The sequence below is a fragment of the Vibrio sp. CJQ_6 genome, from assembly GCF_043106745.1.
Lineage (GTDB): Bacteria > Pseudomonadota > Gammaproteobacteria > Enterobacterales > Vibrionaceae > Vibrio > Vibrio furnissii.
Window position 1 is genome coordinate 388,771 of record NZ_JBICMV010000008.1, and the last position, 19,016, is coordinate 407,786.

20 protein-coding genes and 1 other RNA gene are annotated in these 19,016 nt (G+C 53.1%); 13 read left to right on the top strand and 8 right to left on the bottom strand.

Going from position 1 to position 19,016, the window contains the following annotated elements:
- Positions 1-20: 20 nt before the first annotated feature.
- From fliP to ACF8PK_RS04080, 3 genes are read right to left on the bottom strand one after another with little or no spacing between them, the layout of a single operon-like run.
- Positions 21-779, bottom strand: coding sequence for a flagellar type III secretion system pore protein FliP (fliP, locus tag ACF8PK_RS04070; protein ID WP_055466066.1), 759 nt, complete (start codon positions 777-779; stop codon positions 21-23).
- Between the two features lie 12 nt (positions 780-791).
- A complete protein-coding gene (gene fliN, locus ACF8PK_RS04075) occupies positions 792-1,160 on the bottom strand; it encodes a flagellar motor switch protein FliN (protein WP_004725110.1) in 369 nt (122 codons plus the stop codon).
- Entirely contained in the window at positions 1,157-1,975 is an 819-nt protein-coding gene (locus ACF8PK_RS04080) for a FliM/FliN family flagellar motor switch protein (RefSeq protein ID WP_038150933.1), read from the bottom strand. Before ACF8PK_RS04080 ends, fliN begins: the two co-directional genes overlap by 4 nt.
- A gap of 565 nt (positions 1,976-2,540) precedes the next feature.
- On the opposite strand from ACF8PK_RS04080, the gene ACF8PK_RS04085 reads away from it, so the two are divergent.
- The 8 genes from ACF8PK_RS04085 to fliJ are packed head-to-tail and all read left to right on the top strand — an operon-like array spanning position 2,541 to position 10,326.
- Positions 2,541-3,365, top strand: a complete 825-nt coding sequence (locus ACF8PK_RS04085; protein ID WP_392440163.1) for an OmpA family protein — start codon at positions 2,541-2,543, stop codon at positions 3,363-3,365.
- Entirely contained in the window at positions 3,365-4,696 is a 1,332-nt protein-coding gene (locus ACF8PK_RS04090; RefSeq protein ID WP_392440165.1) for a sigma-54-dependent transcriptional regulator, read from the top strand. Before ACF8PK_RS04085 ends, ACF8PK_RS04090 begins: the two co-directional genes overlap by 1 nt.
- Positions 4,697-4,709: 13 nt before the next feature.
- Entirely contained in the window at positions 4,710-5,066 is a 357-nt protein-coding gene (gene fliE / locus ACF8PK_RS04095) for a flagellar hook-basal body complex protein FliE (protein ID WP_315621587.1), read from the top strand.
- A gap of 3 nt (positions 5,067-5,069) precedes the next feature.
- Positions 5,070-6,809, top strand: a complete 1,740-nt coding sequence (gene fliF / locus ACF8PK_RS04100) for a flagellar basal-body MS-ring/collar protein FliF (protein ID WP_222766904.1) — start codon at positions 5,070-5,072, stop codon at positions 6,807-6,809.
- Positions 6,772-7,791: a flagellar motor switch protein FliG gene (locus ACF8PK_RS04105; protein ID WP_038150936.1), complete on the top strand. Its 1,020-nt coding sequence runs from the start codon at positions 6,772-6,774 to the stop codon at positions 7,789-7,791. Before fliF ends, ACF8PK_RS04105 begins: the two co-directional genes overlap by 38 nt.
- A gap of 3 nt (positions 7,792-7,794) precedes the next feature.
- On the top strand, positions 7,795-8,538 hold the full coding sequence (gene fliH, locus ACF8PK_RS04110) for a flagellar assembly protein FliH (protein ID WP_055466068.1): 744 nt from the start codon (positions 7,795-7,797) through the stop codon (positions 8,536-8,538).
- Entirely contained in the window at positions 8,531-9,877 is a 1,347-nt protein-coding gene (gene fliI / locus ACF8PK_RS04115) for a flagellar protein export ATPase FliI (protein ID WP_392440169.1), read from the top strand. Before fliH ends, fliI begins: the two co-directional genes overlap by 8 nt.
- A gap of 8 nt (positions 9,878-9,885) precedes the next feature.
- Entirely contained in the window at positions 9,886-10,326 is a 441-nt protein-coding gene (gene fliJ / locus ACF8PK_RS04120; protein ID WP_004725119.1) for a flagellar export protein FliJ, read from the top strand.
- 25 nt (positions 10,327-10,351) lie between these two features.
- On the opposite strand, the gene ACF8PK_RS04125 is transcribed toward fliJ, so the two are convergent.
- Positions 10,352-11,419 (bottom strand): PLP-dependent cysteine synthase family protein, encoded by a 1,068-nt coding sequence (locus tag ACF8PK_RS04125; RefSeq protein ID WP_020432075.1) that lies wholly within the window; start codon positions 11,417-11,419, stop codon positions 10,352-10,354.
- Positions 11,420-11,591: 172 nt separating this feature from the next.
- On the opposite strand from ACF8PK_RS04125, the gene ACF8PK_RS04130 reads away from it, so the two are divergent.
- A complete protein-coding gene (locus ACF8PK_RS04130; protein WP_004725121.1) occupies positions 11,592-12,050 on the top strand; it encodes an Lrp/AsnC family transcriptional regulator in 459 nt (152 codons plus the stop codon).
- 250 nt (positions 12,051-12,300) lie between these two features.
- Here the strand turns inward: ACF8PK_RS04130 and tesB are convergent, their stop codons facing one another.
- Positions 12,301-13,164 (bottom strand): acyl-CoA thioesterase II, encoded by an 864-nt coding sequence (gene tesB, locus ACF8PK_RS04135; RefSeq protein WP_004725123.1) that lies wholly within the window; start codon positions 13,162-13,164, stop codon positions 12,301-12,303.
- Between the two features lie 138 nt (positions 13,165-13,302).
- Between tesB and ACF8PK_RS04140 the strand changes: the two genes are divergently transcribed.
- Positions 13,303-13,749 carry a YbaY family lipoprotein gene (locus ACF8PK_RS04140; RefSeq protein ID WP_082469489.1) on the top strand — a complete coding sequence of 149 codons (447 nt, stop codon included), beginning with the start codon at positions 13,303-13,305 and terminating at the stop codon, positions 13,747-13,749.
- A 60-nt stretch (positions 13,750-13,809) separates the two neighbouring features.
- On the opposite strand, the gene ACF8PK_RS04145 is transcribed toward ACF8PK_RS04140, so the two are convergent.
- Complete coding sequence (locus ACF8PK_RS04145) at positions 13,810-14,112, bottom strand: DNA base-flipping protein (protein ID WP_143678791.1); 303 nt, start codon at positions 14,110-14,112, stop codon at positions 13,810-13,812.
- Between the two features lie 54 nt (positions 14,113-14,166).
- Between ACF8PK_RS04145 and ACF8PK_RS04150 the strand changes: the two genes are divergently transcribed.
- From ACF8PK_RS04150 to ffs, 3 genes are all read left to right on the top strand, one after another.
- Entirely contained in the window at positions 14,167-14,904 is a 738-nt protein-coding gene (locus ACF8PK_RS04150; protein ID WP_038150940.1) for a hypothetical protein, read from the top strand.
- Between the two features lie 129 nt (positions 14,905-15,033).
- Positions 15,034-17,064 carry a GGDEF domain-containing protein gene (locus tag ACF8PK_RS04155; protein ID WP_392440173.1) on the top strand — a complete coding sequence of 677 codons (2,031 nt, stop codon included), beginning with the start codon at positions 15,034-15,036 and terminating at the stop codon, positions 17,062-17,064.
- Positions 17,065-17,195: 131 nt separating this feature from the next.
- Positions 17,196-17,292, top strand: an RNA gene (ffs, locus tag ACF8PK_RS04160) — signal recognition particle sRNA small type.
- 232 nt (positions 17,293-17,524) lie between these two features.
- Here the strand turns inward: ffs and ACF8PK_RS04165 are convergent.
- Complete coding sequence (locus ACF8PK_RS04165) at positions 17,525-17,668, bottom strand: transposase (protein WP_350226271.1); 144 nt, start codon at positions 17,666-17,668, stop codon at positions 17,525-17,527.
- A 130-nt stretch (positions 17,669-17,798) separates the two neighbouring features.
- The gene (locus tag ACF8PK_RS04170; RefSeq protein ID WP_014204749.1) at positions 17,799-19,007 is read right to left on the bottom strand and encodes an MFS transporter; all 1,209 of its coding nucleotides are present in this window, start codon (positions 19,005-19,007) and stop codon (positions 17,799-17,801) included.
- Positions 19,008-19,016 lie beyond the last annotated feature (9 nt).

Sequence of the window (19,016 nt, forward strand, 5' to 3'; positions counted from 1 at the left end):
CTTAAATGTGCCGAGTCACGCTACTGCGCGAAGCTGGCCGAGAGGGTGCCGACCGTCATCGCCCAACCATCGACCAGTACAAACACCACCAGTTTGAACGGCAGCGAGATGATCAGTGGCGAGAGCATCATCATCCCCATCGCCATCAACACACTGGCGACCACCAAATCGATGATGAGAAACGGAATGAACAGCATGAAGCCGATTTGAAATGCGGTTTTCAGCTCACTGATGACAAACGCTGGTAGCACCACGGCAAACGAAATGTCGTCGACGTTCTGATCCAGCGGCTCGTTGGCGATACGCAGCATCTGCTCCAGCGAGCTTTGCTGTGTCTGTGCCAACATGAAATTGCGCACCGGTTTTTCCGCGACGGAAAACGCCTGCATCAGCGTAATTTGGCCTTGGTCATACGGTTTGAACGCGTGCTCATACACCTCGCTCCACACCGGACGCATGATGAGCAGCGACAGCGCCAGCGCAATCCCAACCAAGACGCGGTTGGGCGGGCTCTGTTGCAGGCCGAGCGCCTGACGCAATATCGCCAGCACCACAATGATGCGGGTAAAGCTGGTGGCCATCAAAATGAACGCCGGCAGAAAACTCAGCGCCGTCATCAGCAACAGAATTTGCAGCTTGACGCTGTACTCTTCCTGAGTGCTGCCGTCGGATACCGTAAACAGGGTCAGGCCGTTATCGGCCGCCAGCGTCGGCCATGCACACAGCATCAGCCCAAGTGCCAGCGCGCCAACCCAGCGCAGGGAACGCGGTTGAGTCATGACACAGCCCTGTTATTGGCCCACAGCGGTGAGGGCGCTGTCGAGCACATCAATCAGGCGCAGACCGTATTTGTCGTTCACCACCACCACTTCGGCGTGGCCGAGCAGGGCACCGTTGACTTTCACATCCAGTGGCTCGCCGTTGAGTTTATCCAGTTCAATCACGCTGCCTTCGCCCGCTTTCATCAGCTCGCCAAGGGCGATTGCTTTGCTGGCAACTTCCAGCGTGACGGTGACTGGAATATTGCGAAAGAAGCTCAAATCGCGTTCTACGTTTGGCGCGGTGTCACCCTCGGTTTCTGGTTCCAAATCTTCCAGATGAAACTCATCGAAATTGAGCGCTTCGTCATCAAAGCTGGCATTGTCTAGAGCGTCACTCATCTTAGGGATTCCTTATCTTGGTTTAAAATCAACACCAGTTGGCCTTCTTGCTCGGCAATCCGGCCTGAAAACAGGCGTTCGTGACCGATGCTGACCGGCACCGTGGAGAGTAAATCGATGGGGAGAATGTCATTTGGCGTCAGGCGCAACACGTCGCTGAGGGGCATGGTTTTCTTGCTCAGCAGCACATTGAGACGCACAGGCGTGTGCTGCAGCGAGCGGCGAAACTGCGCGTTCAACTCGGTATTGGGTTGCAGATCCAGTTGATCAATCAGGGTTTGCACCAACTGGCTTTCCATAATCAGCGTCAACACACCGTGCTGGTCGGCATAACGCACCGACAGTTCTGCTTTGAGGCCGATCCCGTTGCCGATGTCGCCCTCGTGCAGTTGCCACATTTCTTGCGGTGCGACCCAATGGGCCACGACTTTACCGATGCGCTCTTGCAGGCGGCGATCGCTGCTGGTCAAGACACTCTGGCTGCGCGCCATGTTGGCACCGTAAAAGCGATCAGCCAGCGTGATCAGCATATGGCTGTCAAGGCGCACAAACAGCGCGCCGCCGTCTTGATGACAAAACTGGGTCACGCTGCGCTTGTCGATGTCTGAGGGCTTCACGCTGTGTAGTTCCACCGAATCCAGCGCCACATCGATGTGATGGGTGGTCAGCCAGTTCTGTAGCTCACTGGTTAAGCCGTTACAGGCGTCGGTGATAATGGTGTCCAGTTTTTCCCGAATAATATGAATCGGTTTTCCTAATAGTTCCACGTTTAAGGTCTTCACCTCGGGAATAGGCGTCTGGATTTGATTTTCCATTTATATTTTACCGTGCGTTGACAGAGAGTGTTTTCTTTGTGGAGCACAGTCTACACAGAATTTTTTATTTATTTTTAGTGCCTAATTATAACTTTGTGACGTTAGTTCACATGTTGATTTGAAGTGCCAATTTAGTTCTTCAATAACAATATGAAAGCGAGTAGGTTGGTCGATAAATAAATATAGATATAAATGAATAAAAAATGATCAGCCTAATTTATAGGCTGTTTTTTCGTGTTTAAGATGGCGAATGAATCGCTGCAGAAGATGTCACGGAAGATAATTTTTTGTATTAGTTGGTTGTTTATTCATCAGGTTCATTATGCTTACTGCTTGATTTCACAAGGCTTGTAGCGTGGTGAACATTGAATCAGATTGGGACATCAATATGAAAATGTATGCCAGTTATGATAATTCGATGGCATATTTAAATGACAGGAAAGTGTCAATAGAATGTAAAAAATATTTTTATCATCACGTGTTAAAAATATGTTCTTTTACTTCTTGTGCTTTAGGTTTATTTCTATCTACGCCAGCTTTCTCTCAACAAGAGATAAACGTTCCGATGGACTTGTCATCTTGGATATATAAAGGTGATGCATTTAATTGCAATTTGGTGCATACGGAAGTTCCGCATGGGAAGTTTTATTTCCGCTCAGTCACAAATAATAAAGTTACCTTTGAATTTCGCTTCAATAATAGCCCGGTGAGTTGGCAGCACGCAGCGCTGTCATTGCTGACGCCGCCGTGGATTGTGCCACAGCAGGCGACTCCGGTGAGCGAAGGGGTTCGCCACCAAGGCAACCGCTTCTCTTTTTCGACCCAGATTGACACGGTATTGCACGCCATCGACCAAGGGCAGTGGCTGCAACTGTCGCTAAGCGGAAGCGCCCCTTCCGAGTCGCAGCGGGTCACGCTGCCTTCCATTCGCGTGCATAACGTCATCACCCAGTTCACCGCTTGTCAGCAGCAGCTACCGGCGATCACCTTTGCCGAGGCGCGCGATACTTCTCTCTATTTTGCCTCGGGTCAGCAGTCGTTGAGCGGGGTTCAGCAACACACACTGCGTGATTTGATCTCTTATGTTACGCGCGACAAACGGGTGACGCATCTGCTGATTGATGGCCACACCGACAATGTCGGTTCACGTTTAGCCAACTTGAGTGTGTCGCGCAGCCGTGCCGAGCAAGTTGCTGCGGTGCTGGAAACACTCGGGGTCGCGGCTGACAAAATTCAGATTCGCGCTCACGGCTCGCGGTATCCCGTGGCCAGCAACGCGACCGAATCCGGCCGTGCTCAAAACCGCCGCGTGGTGATCCGCTTAGTCCGTGACGACGAAAGCGTGGTGGCCACCACTCCTCCAACCAACGACTCAATGAAGGTTCAGTAATGACGAAGTCAGATATTTTGTTGGTTGAGCCAAACGAACTACTCGCTCAACCTGTCATCGATGTTTTGATCGAAGCCGGCTACCGCGTGCGCCATGCACGTACTGGCCGCAGTGCGTTATTACAAGAGGCCGCCGCCATCACGGTGGTGAGTGCCAACTTACCGGACATGGGCGTGCGTGAGTGGGTCGCGTGTCATCAGAAGCAAGCCGGCGCGGGCGTGGCAATTGCGATTGTCGATCAGGATCAGGGCATTCTGGCGGCAGAAACCATGAAAGCGGGCGCGACTGATTATCTGCTGCGTCCGTTTGAATCTAACCAGTTATTGAATCTGCTGCGCCGCGTGGAAGCGCTCGGCAAACCGATGGCCAACATCGTCGCTGAATCCTGGCGTAGTAAACAGGTGCTGCAACTGGCGCATCGCGCCGCCTGCACCAGCGCCAGCGTGCTCATCACCGGCGAGTCCGGCACGGGTAAAGAAGTGCTGGCGCGTTACGTGCACCAACAATCTAACCGCGCAGACGGTCCGTTTGTGGCGGTCAACTGCGCCGCCATTCCGGAATCAATGCTGGAAGCGGTGCTGTTTGGTCACGTCAAAGGTGCGTTTACCGGCGCACTGGCGTCGCAAAGCGGTAAGTTTGAAGAGGCCAACGGCGGCACCATTCTGCTCGACGAAATCGGCGAAATGTCACCAGCCGTGCAAGCCAAGTTGCTGCGTGTCTTGCAGGAGCGGGAAGTGGAACGGGTGGGCAGTCACAAAGCGATTCAGCTCGATATCCGCGTGATTGCCGCCACCAACAAAGACTTGCACGAAGAGGTGCAGAAAGGCCAATTCCGTGAAGATCTCTATTACCGTCTGGATGTGCTGCCTTTGCACTGGCCACCGCTGCGCGAGCGCAAAGAGGACATCCTGCCGATCAGCCAGTTCTTTATTACCAAATATCAGGATGGCAGTAAGTGCCATCTGTCTCAGGACGCGCGTGTGGCGCTCAGCCAATACCACTGGCCGGGCAACATTCGTGAGCTGGAGAACGTGATTCAGCGTGCTCTGGTGATGCGTCACGGCGACTACATCACTGCGCAGGATCTGATGCTGCCGGTGGAGTTTCAGTCACCTTCACAGCCTGTGGCATCTGATGCGGCCTTTGGTCACGTCGAAGCGAAGAAACAGGCGGAATACCAATACATTCTGGACAAACTTCGTCAGTTCGGTGGCAACCGGACGAAAACGGCGAATGCTCTGGGCGTATCCACCCGCGCACTGCGCTACAAATTGGCGGCGATGCGTGAACAGGGCATCGACCTTCAGTCAGTACTAGGCTCAGCCGCCTAAAGGAGAGGTAAACATGGCAAATCAACCTATCGGGAATGCAATGTCCGCCGAGCAGTTAATGCTCACCAAAATGGACGCGATGCGCGTAGAGGCGACGCCGGACTTCGTCGTCAGTGCGAACCCGCTGGACGTCAAAGCGGTCCATCCGCCCTTGTCGTTTTCATCGGCCATGACGCAGGTTCTGGATGTGGTGAACCAGCATCAGGCGGTCGCCAGCAGCAAAATGACCGCAGTGGAAACTGGCAAGAGCGACGATTTGGTCGGGGCGATGATCGCCAGTCAGAAGGCCAGCCTGTCGTTTAACGCGCTGATGCAGGTGCGCAACAAAGTGGTTGCGTCGTTTGAAGACATTATGAAGATGCCGGTGTAAATCATGTCTGAACTTACTACTCAAGTGGCGGGTGCCAGTGGCATCAGCCCGAATGGCGCTTCGGTCAGAGGCATGGACGATGTCAGCCGTAAATTGAAACAGCTGTGGTCAAGCAGTCAGCGCAATCTGGTGCTCTCGGCGGTGCTGGCGGCGATTGTGGCGGCGCTGATTGTGGTCGCGCTGTGGAGTTCTTCGCAGAGCTTTCGTCCGCTGTATGGGCAGCAAGAGCAGTTTGATGTGGGCGACATCGTCTCGGTGCTGGAAGCGGAAAGCATCAGCTACCGCTTGCAAGAGCAGAATGGCCAAGTTCTGGTGCCGGAAGGGGAAGTGGCGCGCGTGCGCATGCTGCTGGCTGCCAAAGGCATCAAAGCCAAGCTGCCGACCGGGCTGGATTCACTGCAAGAAGACAGTTCGCTTGGCACCAGTCAGTTTATGGAAACCGCCCGTTACCGTCACGGTCTGGAAGGTGAGTTAGTGCGCACTATCATCGCGCTTAATGCGGTGTCGAATGCGCGCGTGCATCTGGCCATTCCGCGTCAAACTCTGTTTGTGCGCCAGAACGGCGAAGCGCCGTCGGCGTCCGTCATGCTGGAACTCAAAGCGGGTGAAGACCTCAAACCGGAGCAGGTGGAAGCGATCATCAATCTGGTGGTGGGTAGTGTGACAGGCATGAAGCCGGAATTCGTCTCGGTGATTGACCAGTATGGCCGCTTGCTGAGCGCCGACGTGGCGTCGGGTGATTCAGGCAAAGTGAACGCCAAATACCTTGATTACCAGAAGAACCTGGAGAAGCAGGTGATTCAGCGCGCGGCAGACATGCTGACGCCGATCGTCGGGCCAAGCAACTTCCGCGTGCAGGTGGCGGCCGACATGGATTTCAGCCGTGTGGAAGAGACGCAGGAAATCCTCGATAACACGCCGGTGGTGCAAAACGAACACACCGTTCAGAACAACTCGATTGACCAGATTGCGCTCGGCATTCCGGGCTCGCTGAGCAATCAGCCGCCAGTGACCGGTGAGAAGCCGACTCAGGACAGTCAGAACTCGAACGCGCGTTCTGAAATCAACCGCCAGTACGCCGTGGGCAGCAGTGTGCGCCGTACGCAGTACCAGCAAGGTCAGGTGAAAAAACTCAACGTTTCTGTGCTGTTGAACTCAGCGGCTGCGCCGAATGGCACCGGGTGGAGCGACCAAGAGAAGACTGAAATCTCCGCCATGCTGATGGATGCCGTTGGCATCAGCGCCGCGCGCGGTGACAGCCTGAGCCTGATGAGCTTTAACTTCACGCCGATTGAGATTGAAGCGCCGCCAAGCATTCCATGGTGGCAGGATCCGACCGTACAGCAGCCGCTGCGTTACGTGATTGGTGGCCTGCTGGGTATGGCGATGATCTTTTTCGTGTTGCGTCCGCTGATCATGCATCTCACCGGTGCGGATCGCCGCAGCCAAGAGCTGGAGTTTGCGCCGCCGCAAGAAGAGCCTTACTACGAAAATCTTCAAACTCGTGAAGAGCGTGAACGGGAAGATGCGCTCAACCGCCGCTTGGAGGAGAAAGGCATCAAAGCATCCAGCGGTCTGGACGTGAGCAGTGACATGCTGCCACCGCCGGGATCGCCGTTAGAAATTCAACTGAAACATCTGCAGCTGATTGCCAATGAAGAGCCAGAACGCGTCGCAGAAGTCTTGAAACAGTGGGTAAATGTGAATGAACACAGCACAGTCAACGCAGAACCAAGAGCTTAATCATGTCGAGCAGACCGCACTGGTCCTGCTCGGAATGGGCGAAGATGCCGCGGCGAAGGTGCTGCGTCATTTCAGCCGCGATGAAACGCAGCGCGTGACCAAAGCGATGGCGCGCCTCAGCGGCATTAAAAGCGATAACGCGAAAAACATCATTCAGCAGTTCTTTGATGATTTTCGTCAGCACAGTGGCATTCGTGGCGCGTCAAAAGAGTACTTGTCCAACACGCTGCGCAAAGCGCTGGGCAACGATCTGGCCAAAGGCCTGCTCAACACCCTGTATGGCGATGAGATTCGCAATAACATGCAGCGTCTGCAATGGGTGGACGCGGACATGCTGGCGCGCTTTATCAGCAACGAACACCCGCAGATGCAGGCGATTTTCCTCGCCTATCTGCCGCCGGACAGTTCGTCTGCGGTGTTGAAATGCCTGCCGCAGGATTATCACGATGAGCTGCTGTACCGCATCGCGCGTCTGCAGGACATTGACCATCAGGTCGCCAACGATCTCAATGAGCTGATTGAACGTTGCATCGAACAGGTCTCGGTGACGCAAAGCGCGCCGCTGTCCGGCGTGAAGCAGGTCGCCGATATCATCAACCGCTTTGAAGGCGATCGCGCCACGCTGATGGAAATGCTCAAACTGCATGATGAAGATGTGGTGAGCGAAATCGAACAGAACATGTTTGACTTTATGGTGCTTGGCCGTCAGCGCGAAGAGACCATGGACCGTTTGGTGCAACAGGTACCGATGGAGCTGTGGGGCATTGCGCTCAAAGGGGCGGAGATCACGTTGCAACAAGCGATCAAACGCTCGATGCCGCAACGTATGGTCAAGGCGCTGGAAGACGATATGCAGGTGCGTGGTGCGGTGGCCCTTAGCCGGGTTGAGCGCGCGCGTCAGGATATCATGCAGATTGTGCGCGAACTGAGCGAAGCAGGCGAAATCGAACTGCTGCTTTATCAGGAACCGACGGTGGAGTAAGCCATGTCAGCAGAAAAAATTATGCGTCTGCCTACGGGCAGTTATCGTCTGCACCGTTTCCCGCCACTGGCTCAGCCGGTGAAGGCGCCGGAGGATCGGTTGCTCGATGACGAATGGCAGGACACGCAGGTGGATATTCAGCAGCAGCTCGAAGCCGGTTTTCAGCAAGGGTTGCAGCAGGGCTATGACGAAGGTTTGCGCCAAGGGCTGGAACAGGGCAAGCAGCAAGGCATGATGGACGGCCAGAAAGAGGGTTTTCAGAAAGGCTTTGTCTCCGGCGAACAGTCCGGTAAGCAGCACTTTTTGGATGCCGCCAAGCCGGTCAACGAACTGTATCAAACCCTGTCGCGCTGGCAGGCGGAACGCGAGCAGCAGCAGCGTCACATCATTTGTGAGCTGGTGCAGAAAGTCGCGCAGCAGGTCATTCGCGCCGAACTGACGCTAATGCCACAGCAGATTTTGTCGCTGGTGGGCGAAACCCTCGATGCGATGCCGGGCAAAGCGGAAAGCGTGACCGTGCATCTGAACCCGCAGGATCTGGACCGCATTCGCGACATCAATGCCGATCTGCCAAAGAACTGGAAACTGGTGGCGAACAAAGAGCTGCCCGTGGGCGGTTGCCATCTGGTCACGGACGATGCCGAAGCCGATGCCAGCTGTGACTCACGCTTGCAAGCGTGCATGGACAATGTGAAACAGCATCTGCTGGATGAAGTCACCGCAGGGCAAGAGGTGGCGGATGAGTAAACCGCACAGCGGCGGAATGCTGACTGACCGTCTCAACGATGCCATCGCGTCGCTCGATTCCGTGCCGGTGGCGCGGGTGACCGGGCGACTGGTGAAGGTGAACGGCCTGATGCTGCAAGCGGTGGGCTGTCGCTTCAAACTCGAACAGCGCTGTCTGGTCGAAACCGCTGAAGGCGACATGATCGAAGCACAAGTGGTCGGTTTCGACCACAATGTCGCCTATTTAATGCCCATTCGCCGCTTGGGGGGCCTATTTGCCGGGGCGAAAGTGGTGCCGCTGGAAGGCGACAGCACGGTGCAGCTCAGCAGCCAATGGCTCGGCCGGGTGGTGAACGGGTTAGGCGAAGCACTGGATGACGGCGCGCCGCTGCGCGGTGGCGACCGCGTGTCGCTCGAACCCAAGCCGATTAACCCACTCAAACGTCGCCCGGTGGACACACCGCTCGATGTCGGCGTCCGCACGATTAATGGCCTGCTGACGGTCGGCAAAGGTCAGCGTATCGGCCTGATGGCCGGCAGCGGCGTGGGCAAAAGTGTATTGATGGGGATGATCACCCAGAACACGGAAGCGGACGTGATTGTGGTCGGGCTGATTGGGGAACGTGGCCGCGAGGTGCGTGAATTCATCGAGCGTAACCTGACTGAACAAGCACGCCGCAAAGCGATCATCATTGCCGCACCAGCGGATGAGTCGCCGTTGATGCGTCTGCGCGCGACGCTGCTTTGCCACCGCGTGGCGGAGTATTTTCGCGATCAGGGTAAAGATGTCTTGTTGCTGATGGATTCGCTGACCCGCTATGCAATGGCGCAGCGTGAAATTGCCTTGTCGCTTGGCGAACCGCCTGCATCGCGCGGCTATCCGCCGTCGGTATTCAGCGTGTTGCCGCAACTGCTTGAACGCGCGGGCAACAGCGATAACCCGGATGGCAGCCTGAGCGCCATTTATACCGTGCTGGCGGAAGGCGACGATCAGCAAGATCCGGTGGTCGATTCAGCGCGCGCGATCCTCGATGGTCATGTGGTGTTGTCACGTCAGTTGGCCGAGCAGGGGCACTACCCAGCGATTGATGTCAACGCCTCGATCAGCCGCTGTATGTCGGCGGTGACACCGGAGGCGCACGTCACGGTCGCCAATCAGTTTCGTCAGCTCTATGCCAACTATTTGCAGGTCAAAGAGCTGCTGCCGCTCGGCGGTTACCAGCCAGGGCAGGATGCGGAGCTGGACCGCGCCGTCGCCATGTATCCTCACCTTAAAGCATTTCTGCAACAGTCGGCCAAAGAACGTGTCGATTACACCGCGAGCCTGACCCAACTGGCTCAGCTGTTTCAAATGCCGTGAGATAAGTTATGAAAGAGAAGATTCGCGCTGTCGGCAAACTGCAACAGGTCGAAGAGAAAACCCGCGACCGCATCGGGCAGCAGCTCGATTCGATGCGCCAGCGGCATCAATATCTGCAAGCGCAGCTCAATCAATTGGCGAGTCTTAAATCCAGCGCTGGCGATTCAACGCTGCACGCGCCAACGCTCAATAGTGCGCTGTTGATGAACCTCAATCGGGTCGACCACATGCTGCAAAAACTGCTGCGTCACCATGAGCAGGAACAAGCAGTGATGGCGGCGCAGTGTCATTCGGTGCAACAGGTGCTGGAGAGTAAACACGCGCGGGTCAAAGGGTTAGAACAGGTGCTGGAGCGCTGGCGCAAAAAGCAGGCTTTTGAGCGTGCGCGCAAAGAGCAAAAGCAGATCGAAGATATCCTCAACGCGCGCCATCGTAAGCGCGCATTGTGATTCGAACGGGGCGACGAGCGGGAACTTACGCCAGTTCGCCGGTGGCCTGAAACGTTTCCAGTTTGGCCAGATACGGTGACAGATCGGCGATATTCTCCGCCAGCCAGTCTGGGTTGTAGTAGGTATCGAGATAACGCTCACCGCTGTCGCACAGCAGCGTCACAATAGAGCCGGTTTCTCCGCGGCGTTTCATCTCACTCGCCAGTTGCAGCGCGCCATACAGGTTGGTGCCGGTGGAGGCGCCCGCTTTACGGCCGAGAATTTTTTCCAGCCATTGAATGGTCGCGATGCTTGCTGCATCCGGCACCACACGCATCTCATCCACCACATTCGGAATAAAGCTTGGCTCAACGCGAGGGCGGCCAATGCCTTCAATTTTGCTACCGCACTTGAGCGTCAGGTTCGGATTTCGGGTTTGGTAAAAATCGTAAAACACCGAATTCTCCGGATCGACCACGCACAGTTTGGTGTTGTGCTGCTGATAGCGAATAAAGCGGCCAATGGTTGCGGATGTGCCGCCCGTTCCCGGACTCATCACGATCCAGCTCGGGATTGGGTGATCTTCCATCTTCATCTGATGAAAAATGCTGTCCGCGATGTTGCTGTTGCCACGCCAGTCGGTGGCGCGCTCGGCGTAGGTGAATTGGTCCATGTAATGACCATTCAGCTCTTTAGCCAAACGGCGCGATTCGTCATAAATCTGATCCGAGCGGTCGACCAAATGAGCCTTGCCGCCGTAAAACTCAATCTGCTCAATCTTCTTACGCGCGGTGCATTTGGGCATCACGGCAATAAATGGTAGACCCAGCAGGCGCGCAAAGTACGCTTCAGACACTGCGGTGCTACCGGAGGATGATTCGATGATCGGTGTGTCCGGACCAACCCAGCCGTTACAAATGGCGTAGAGAAACAGTGAACGTGCCAAACGGTGTTTGAGCGAGCCGGTCGGGTGGGTGCTTTCATCTTTCAGATAGATGTCGATGCCAGCCACGCACGGCAGGTCGAGTTTGATCAGGTGCGTGTCGGCTGAGCGTTGAAAGTCGGCTTCGATTTTGCGAATCGCGCTGTTAATCCATTGATGGTCGGTGCACATAGGTCTCTCCATGAGCGTGAATCCCAAACCCAGCGCAAGGTCGCGCAACGTTTGGGAACATTGAAATCGGTATGGGAATAATTTAGCTGTAAGGGGAGAGAAAAACTTTGCTAATTTGCCTATGGTTTTGTAGGTTTGGAGAATAATTTTCTCCTGAAATGGGTATGAACGCATGCAACTCGACAAAATTGATCGTCAGATCTTGGCAATTTTGCAAAAAGACAGCACGGTGTCGCTCAACGATTTGGCGGAAGCGGTTCATCTCACCACCACGCCTTGCTGGAAGCGACTGAAAAAGCTGGAAGAATCCGGCATTCTCAGCAAACGGGTCGCGCTACTTGATCCGGAAAAACTCGACTTGTCGTTTATCGCTTTTGTGATGGTCAAAACCAGCGACCATTCGCACGAGTGGTATCGCCGTTTTGTGGCGACGGTGGATGACTACCCGGAAGTGATGGAGTTCTACCGCATGGCGGGGGAGTACGACTACATGATGAAAGTGCTGGTCAAAGACATGAAGCACTTTGACCAGTTTTACAAAAAGCTGGTGAACAGCGTTGGCGGGCTGAATAACGTCACATCGACTTTTGCGATGGAATCGCTCAAGTACACCACCGAGCTACCGCTTTAACACGTAACGACCTGATGCCAGCGGTGAAGCGATATCAGGCCGTTGAAGGCAGGCAAGCTTAGCCAAATAACCAAGCGAGCAGCAGAACCACGGCCAGCAAGACCGCGAATGCTTTGAGTAGCGGTTTAATGTCTGTGCTACCGCCATTGGGTGGTTGATTACAGCATCCCATCATGTCCCCTCCAAAGTGAATGTCGGTAGCACTGTAAAGCCTGACCTTGGGTGAAGGTAAAGCCTTTGCGCGAAAAACTCAGCTGTTTTTAAATCGCATCACGCCTTCTTGCACGGCGGTAGCGACCAGATGGCCTTCACGGTTGTAGATTTCCCCACGCACTAAGCCGCGCGTGTTGCTCGCCGTCGGGCTTTCAATCGCATACAGTAACCATTCATCCATTTTGAACGGACGGTGGAACCAAATCGAGTGGTCGATGGTGGCCACTTGGAACTTCGGCGTCATCAGCGTCACTTCATGCGGGTGCAGTGCCGTGACCAAAAATCCCCAGTCTGAGGCGTAACCCAGCAGGTATTGGTGAATGAGTTGGTTGTTAGGCAGTTCGCCGTTGGCACGAATCCACAGGTACTGTTTGGGTTCCGCTTTTTGCGGATTCAGCGGATTGATAACGGTCACCGGACGCATCTCAATCGGCTTTTCACCGCAGAACACTTTCTTCACTTTTTCTGGCAGCAGGTGCGCAATTTGCGCCGCCAATTCGGATTCTGAGGCAAAGTTCTCTGGCCCCGGAACATCCGGCATGGTTTTCTGGTGCTCAAAGCCCGGCGCTTCACCGTGGTAAGAGGCGGTGAGGTAGAAAATTGGGCGGCCGTTTTGAATCGCTTTCACGCGACGTGTGCTAAAACTGCGGCCATCGCGCAGGTTCTCAACATCGTAAATGATCGGTTTTTCAGGATCGCCAGGATGGAGGAAGTAACTGTGAAAAGAGTGCACGGTGCGATCGGGTGCCACCGTGTAACGCGCCGCCGACAACGCCTGACCGATCACCTGACCACCGTATACTTGTGGTAAGCCAAGGTTTTCGCTTGCGCCGCGGTAGAGACCCTCTTCCAGTTTTTCTAGCTGTAGTAAGTCCAACAGCTCGTTTAATGGTTTGCTCATGGCTCCTCACCTGTTTGGTTATGTGCGTTGTTATTTTGTGAGTTCGGTCAAATATTTGTCAAGACCTAGCGTGTGTCATGACAGTTTATGAAACGGATCTTATAATGCCTGCGATTTCCTTGATTCAAGTGAGGCACTATGAAAAAGGCATTAATTTTGGCGTCATCGGTTTTACTGGGTTCGGTTCTGGTGGGTTGCCAGAACGCGGAGGAGACTAGCCCAATGACGCAAACCACACCCGCTGCCATGCAAACCGTCAGCGGCACCATGGCTTACCGTGAGCGCATCGCGCTGCCTGACAACGCGGTGGTGACCGTGACTTTGCAAGACGTTTCTCTGATGGATGCGCCAGCGAAAGTGATCGCGACTCAAACCTTTGAGACGAAAGGCAAGCAAGTACCGTTTGCGTTTGAACTGGCATACGACAGCGCGCAAATCGACGCGCGTCATACCTACAGTGTCAGCGCTCGTATTGAGCTAAACGGCAAACTGCGCTTTATCACCGACACCCATTACGGTGTGATTACTGATGAGCATAACACTAACCAAGTGAATTTGAAGCTGGTCGGCGTTCGCGCTAACTGAGTGGTTTCATGACCGCTTTCTGCTGATCACGTTCACTGTGCGATGAAGCCAATGGCAGCCTTAGGGCTGCCATTTGTATTTCTTGAGGGAAATTCTGCCCTCAGCACTGACTGCAATGCCTTCCGCGACCAGACGTTCTCGCTGTCGGTCCCAATCGGGGCCGGTGAGTGAAATCTCGCCTTTGCTATTAATCACCCGAAACCACGGCAGTTTGCTATCTTTGGGTAAGTTGCCTAAGGCTTTTCCCACATGGCGCGCGTAGCCCGGATAACCGGCCATTCGCGCAATTTCGCCGTAGGTAGAAACTTTTCCGTGCGGAATTTGGTGAATAACAGCAAAGATCTGTGCTAAAAATTGGTCCATAATGAAAGTGTCCCTAGTTCAATAGTTACCACGGAAAGGTATAAGGAGCTGGAGTTGGTATTGTCCACGTTTCAATTTCTAATCACAACGGTATTGGTCATGGTCTGTGCCCGAGCGCTCGGCTTGAGCGAGGGTGACATTCCATTCATTACCTTCGTGATTCCCGCACTCTGGATTCTGCCACGCGGTGGCGTGAGTGGCTTCGTTCTGCTGGCTGGGATGGCTGCTTTTGGCATTACCCTTCCGCACCAACCCGTTGCGCTTTCTGTGAGCATGTGGGTTCTCTTCCCCATGATGATGGTAGCGTTTTCACGAGGCAGTAATAAAGGCATTATGGCGGTCAGCGCTTTGATTGTGCTGACCTTGCAAGTGGGCATCATGGTGACGCAGTCGGCAGGAAAACTGGGCGGCGCCCCTTGGATGACCATCGTCCAGATTGTGTCGGTGATGGCTGTGTGGTGGGCGGCTGCGAGCTGGAAACCGAGCCATCGCCATAGCTGGTGGGCGCTGGGGCTAGTCATTCCGTTGTGGGTCGCTGGGCTCACATTCGCATCGGTGATTGCGTTGTGTCTGACTGGCTTGGTCGCCATATTGGAGAGCCTGTCGCAGGTCAAATCGTTTCACTGGAGCAAGCTGTTGTGCTGGACATTGCCTGCGGTGAGTTTCATGGCGGTGGTGCTGTCGCCCGACATTGACGTGCCGAACTCAGTGTTTGTGGTTTGGCTCTGTTTGTTGTCGACTGCTTGGATGACGGACTACATTTTAAAAAGCACGGAAGAACAGCCGTTGTAAACGTATGCATCAAAAATCGAATCTAGTGCAAACTTATGGGGCTTGCCATCATAAGTCCTTAGCATACGCGTGAAGTTTCGGTATTATCAGCGGTTATTAAAATTACAATTCTATAAAAAAACAACGTCAATGTTTAAAACGCTAACAACCCGCGTCTGGTTGTTGCTAATGCTGTTCTTCTTCACAGTGCTGGCTCAAGCTGCGCAACCGAAAAATGATCAACCTTATTTAGTCGCGACTGAAGCGGACGATGTCGTCACGCGTGTGCTATTTGATGCGATCGCGTACCAATTTAATATCGATATTCAGTATGTGAATTACCCCAGTTTCGATGCGATTTTAAAATCGGTCGAATCCGGTGAAAGTGATTTCGCGGCGAACGTCACCTACACCGATGAGCGCGCCAAACGCTTTGATTATTCGGCGCCCACCAATATCGAATACACCTACCTTTACAGCTACACCAACGCCACGCTGGACGAAATCAAACGTATCGGCGTGCCAAAAGGGACGATTTACGGCGAGCTGATTCGAGAAAACTATCCGCACCTGACACAAGTGGAATACGACGGGTTCAGCGAAGCCAAAGTACTGCTGGAAAATGCTGATGTGGATGGGGTCGTGGATGCGATTAACCAACTCAAACCCATGCTCACTCGCGGCTTGGATGCGCAGTTGCTCAACGATCGCATTTCGATTCAACCGGTGTCGCTGATTGTGCCCAAAGGCAAGCATGTTGAGTTACTCAAATCATTCGAAACCTTTGTGCACTCCGCCAAAGTGCAAAAACTGCTGCGTGAATCAATTCAAAAATATCAATTCGACATTCGCAAACAGGCGCTGCGCCAAGCGGTGATCGACAGTGGCGTGAATCAACAGCGCCCGCTACGCGTGAAGTTGGAGAACCTGACTCAATATGCTAATTACGGCAATGATGGCTCGGTGAAAGGCATTAGCGCCGATGTCGTATTTCAGGCGTGTGACATTCTGCTGCTCAAGTGTGATTTGGTCAGTACTGCCGATGAAACGTGGGAAAGGATGTTTGCCGACATTCAGGATAAGCACATTGATATCGTGGCTCCGATTTCTATTTCTGAGCAGCGTAAAAAAGTGGTCTACTTCAGCGAAAGTTATTACCACCCGCAAGCGGTGATGGTGAAACGTGAAGGCTACAAAGAGAATGTGTACAGCAATGTCTCGGAGCTGGTGGTGGAACGCATCGGGGTGGTGAAAGACGATTTCTTTGAAGAGCTGATGCAAATCATGCTGCCAAACAAAGGCTTAGTCACTTTCTCCAACCAAGAAGATCAGATTCAGGCGCTGCTGGACAAACAAGTCGATTACATCGTGCTGAGCAAAGCCAATTTTAATCAGATCCTGCGGGATGCCGATTCGTTGCTGCCGATTGTGGAAGATCCCATGATTGGCAGTTTCTATGCTTACGACATTGCGATTGGTTTTCCAAAGAATCCCGTGGGTGCAGCGCTGGCGCCGCTCTTCACACGTGCGATTAAAATCATCGACACTCAAAAGATCATCAAAAAATACGACTATCAGCCCGACTGGCGTGCGACGCTGTTGACCGAAAAGCGTTTTGCCCGTCACAGCCAATGGCTGTTCATTCTGTTGGTGTTGGTGCTGGTGAGTGTCGCGCTGTACCTCAATGTGCAGTCGAATACCGACAACCTGACTCGCTTGCGCAATCGCCGGTCGCTGTATCGTCGCTATCGACGCGGTTTATCGGCACGAACCACGCTGGTGTATCTCGATGTGAACCAGTTTAAACCCATCAATGACACCTACGGCCATGAAATTGGTGACAAGGTGCTCAAGCAGCTTGCGGTACGGATTCAACACGTGTGGAAAGGCAAGGGCAATGCGTACCGCATTGGGGGCGATGAGTTCATTTTGGTCGGTGAGGCGCGCGGTGAAGCATTGCAAGCCATCATCGAGCAACTGGAACATTTCCTGTTTATCTGCACCGAGCGCGATGTGAGCTTTGATGTCAGTGTTGCGATTGGTGTGTCGACGGATCGTGAGCGGTACATGTCGCTGCAAGAAGTGCTGCATCAAACCGACATTGCGATGTACAAAGAGAAGCGTAAACGGCCATTCGAGAGCGTGGTGCGCTCAACGAAAGAAGTGATGGAAGTGAATTAATCAAATTGTTCAAATGGTGGGCAGTTGACGGTAAATCAATGCTTTTCCCCCGATTTGGGGTTGCAATAGCAAGGGCGATACCGGATAATCCTCACCACTCTTCGGCGACAAGCTGAAGTGACCTATGGGGGCCCTGGTCCTCCCGCAACACTAGTTCGTGAATTTGGTCAGGTCCGGAAGGAAGCAGCCACAGCGAATGACGTGTGTGCCGGGATGTGGCTGGGGCTTCCACCCATCTGCTTCACTGAAATCATAAAACGCCCGATTAAAAGCATCATCTGTCTTTTAAGCTCATCAAGTGTCCTCAACTTCATTTTTGTTATAAACAAATTCCGGGCACAGTTTTAAGCTGATTTTCAACATTGACTGACGATAACCCCATCATTTGCATGATGAGGCGTTGCCGACTGTCGTCGCACATCACATCGCTGCTGCTTGTACCGCCACGCGCAATCTTGTGTTAGTCGACCCAACGTCGTAAAGCTGTTTCATCAACATCCATGGCGTGTGCTGCTTCAAGTGCTGAATATCGTTGGTTCAAAACCAAGCTTGCGGCATCTATTTTTAATTCAGCAGAACATGTACGTTGTGGTCGTTTTGTCATCGAATACTTTATTGTCGAGACCTTATCTCCTCATTTGGTATCCGGCATCATTAAACTACGACAGATACTGGTTTTAGGTATGTGAGCACCAAGCGATTCTGTTCTCTGGTATGAGTAAAACGCCCTCACATTACTTAATGAGCGAAGTATTTGAGTCCGCCATTGATGACGTATTGCGCACTTTAGAGAGCACCACCACACAAGATGCAAAAATGGCTAACAGACCATAACCGCATGAAATTTCCAGTAAAGAAAATGATGTAGATAGTCGTCCAGCGATTAGCGTCGGTATCGCAGCTCCCAGATAAGAGGTCGCGTAAATAACGGCAAACACGTTCGCTCTATCTTCTGTTGCAATATCAGAGACCATGGTACGAATACTGCCGGTTAATACCATGCCCTGGGCGATCCCAGCGAATACGCTGGCCAATAGAAAGGTGCTTAACCATCCCAAGTTAAGGGAAAGAATGACACAGCCTAAAAATAAGGTGAATAAAACCATCCCAGCTAGTTGCGCGGTTTTTGCTGAATATCTGCCTGCTAAAGATGCCCCGATTGAACTTGGAGCCATGATTGAGGCAAACACGAAGGCTGCAGCCACGGCACTTGTTGAATGTAATTGTTCTCTGGCCATTGCGGGTCCAAACGCCTGAAAGAACCCTCCTAACGCCCAAGTTGCAACAAAAGTACATGCGGCAATTGGGTAAGCTTTTCTTGATATCGGGGGAAGAGAAAAGCTTGGTTTCAGTGATTTTAATGCGCCATTTTTTCTGTCCATGGTTTCTTTTGCTTGGAAAAGAAGGACAATACTGGCGATGGTGAGTCCAATCACGATGAAAAACGGTAACTGTCTTGGGATTGGACCATATTCTACGAGCAATCCAGAGCCAAGGCCGCCAATGGTTAACCCTGTCATGGGGCCGCAGCTAATGACTGCGGGAGCAATCCATCTCGGTACAGTATCGGCGCAATCTACCACCCAAGCGGCCAGCGCCGTCGATGCTAATCCACAGGCCAATCCTTGTAAAAAACGCCCTGCAAGCAGCGGATATGCGCTATGTATATTCAAAAATACCAGACACGACAACCCCGCTAATAAAACCGATAAAATAGATATCGGTTTGCGACCAAAGTGGTTCGATAAGCGTCCAAAGATGATAAGAGCGATCACGGCGCCAATAAAATACACAACGGAACTGAGTGCTAAATCTGAGTACGTTAACCCATCGACCGATTGATACAATCCATACAGTGGAATCGCGGTTGCAGAGGCCACATATGTTGCCATTAGAGATAAACTCGCACCAATAAATGACAGCCTATTTGCTTGATTATGCAATTTGAACCT

Excerpts from the sequence above, each read along its gene's own strand:
- tesB (WP_004725123.1), bottom strand. The coding sequence starts at position 13,164 with ATGAGCAAACCATTAAACGAGCTGTTGGACTTACTACAGCTAGAAAAA.
- fliE (WP_315621587.1), top strand. The coding sequence starts at position 4,710 with ATGGCAAATCAACCTATCGGGAATGCAATGTCCGCCGAGCAGTTAATG.
- ACF8PK_RS04105 (WP_038150936.1), top strand. The coding sequence starts at position 6,772 with ATGAACACAGCACAGTCAACGCAGAACCAAGAGCTTAATCATGTCGAG.
- ACF8PK_RS04130 (WP_004725121.1), top strand. The coding sequence starts at position 11,592 with ATGCAACTCGACAAAATTGATCGTCAGATCTTGGCAATTTTGCAAAAA.
- ACF8PK_RS04140 (WP_082469489.1), top strand. The coding sequence starts at position 13,303 with ATGAAAAAGGCATTAATTTTGGCGTCATCGGTTTTACTGGGTTCGGTT.
- ACF8PK_RS04145 (WP_143678791.1), bottom strand. The coding sequence starts at position 14,112 with ATGGACCAATTTTTAGCACAGATCTTTGCTGTTATTCACCAAATTCCG.
- fliI (WP_392440169.1), top strand. The coding sequence starts at position 8,531 with ATGAGTAAACCGCACAGCGGCGGAATGCTGACTGACCGTCTCAACGAT.
- fliF (WP_222766904.1), top strand. The coding sequence starts at position 5,070 with ATGTCTGAACTTACTACTCAAGTGGCGGGTGCCAGTGGCATCAGCCCG.
- ACF8PK_RS04080 (WP_038150933.1), bottom strand. The coding sequence starts at position 1,975 with ATGGAAAATCAAATCCAGACGCCTATTCCCGAGGTGAAGACCTTAAAC.
- fliP (WP_055466066.1), bottom strand. The coding sequence starts at position 779 with ATGACTCAACCGCGTTCCCTGCGCTGGGTTGGCGCGCTGGCACTTGGG.
- fliH (WP_055466068.1), top strand. The coding sequence starts at position 7,795 with ATGTCAGCAGAAAAAATTATGCGTCTGCCTACGGGCAGTTATCGTCTG.
- ACF8PK_RS04165 (WP_350226271.1), bottom strand. The coding sequence starts at position 17,668 with ATGACAAAACGACCACAACGTACATGTTCTGCTGAATTAAAAATAGAT.
- fliN (WP_004725110.1), bottom strand. The coding sequence starts at position 1,160 with ATGAGTGACGCTCTAGACAATGCCAGCTTTGATGACGAAGCGCTCAAT.
- ACF8PK_RS04085 (WP_392440163.1), top strand. The coding sequence starts at position 2,541 with ATGGACTTGTCATCTTGGATATATAAAGGTGATGCATTTAATTGCAAT.
- ACF8PK_RS04090 (WP_392440165.1), top strand. The coding sequence starts at position 3,365 with ATGACGAAGTCAGATATTTTGTTGGTTGAGCCAAACGAACTACTCGCT.
- ACF8PK_RS04155 (WP_392440173.1), top strand. The coding sequence starts at position 15,034 with ATGTTTAAAACGCTAACAACCCGCGTCTGGTTGTTGCTAATGCTGTTC.
- fliJ (WP_004725119.1), top strand. The coding sequence starts at position 9,886 with ATGAAAGAGAAGATTCGCGCTGTCGGCAAACTGCAACAGGTCGAAGAG.
- ACF8PK_RS04125 (WP_020432075.1), bottom strand. The coding sequence starts at position 11,419 with ATGTGCACCGACCATCAATGGATTAACAGCGCGATTCGCAAAATCGAA.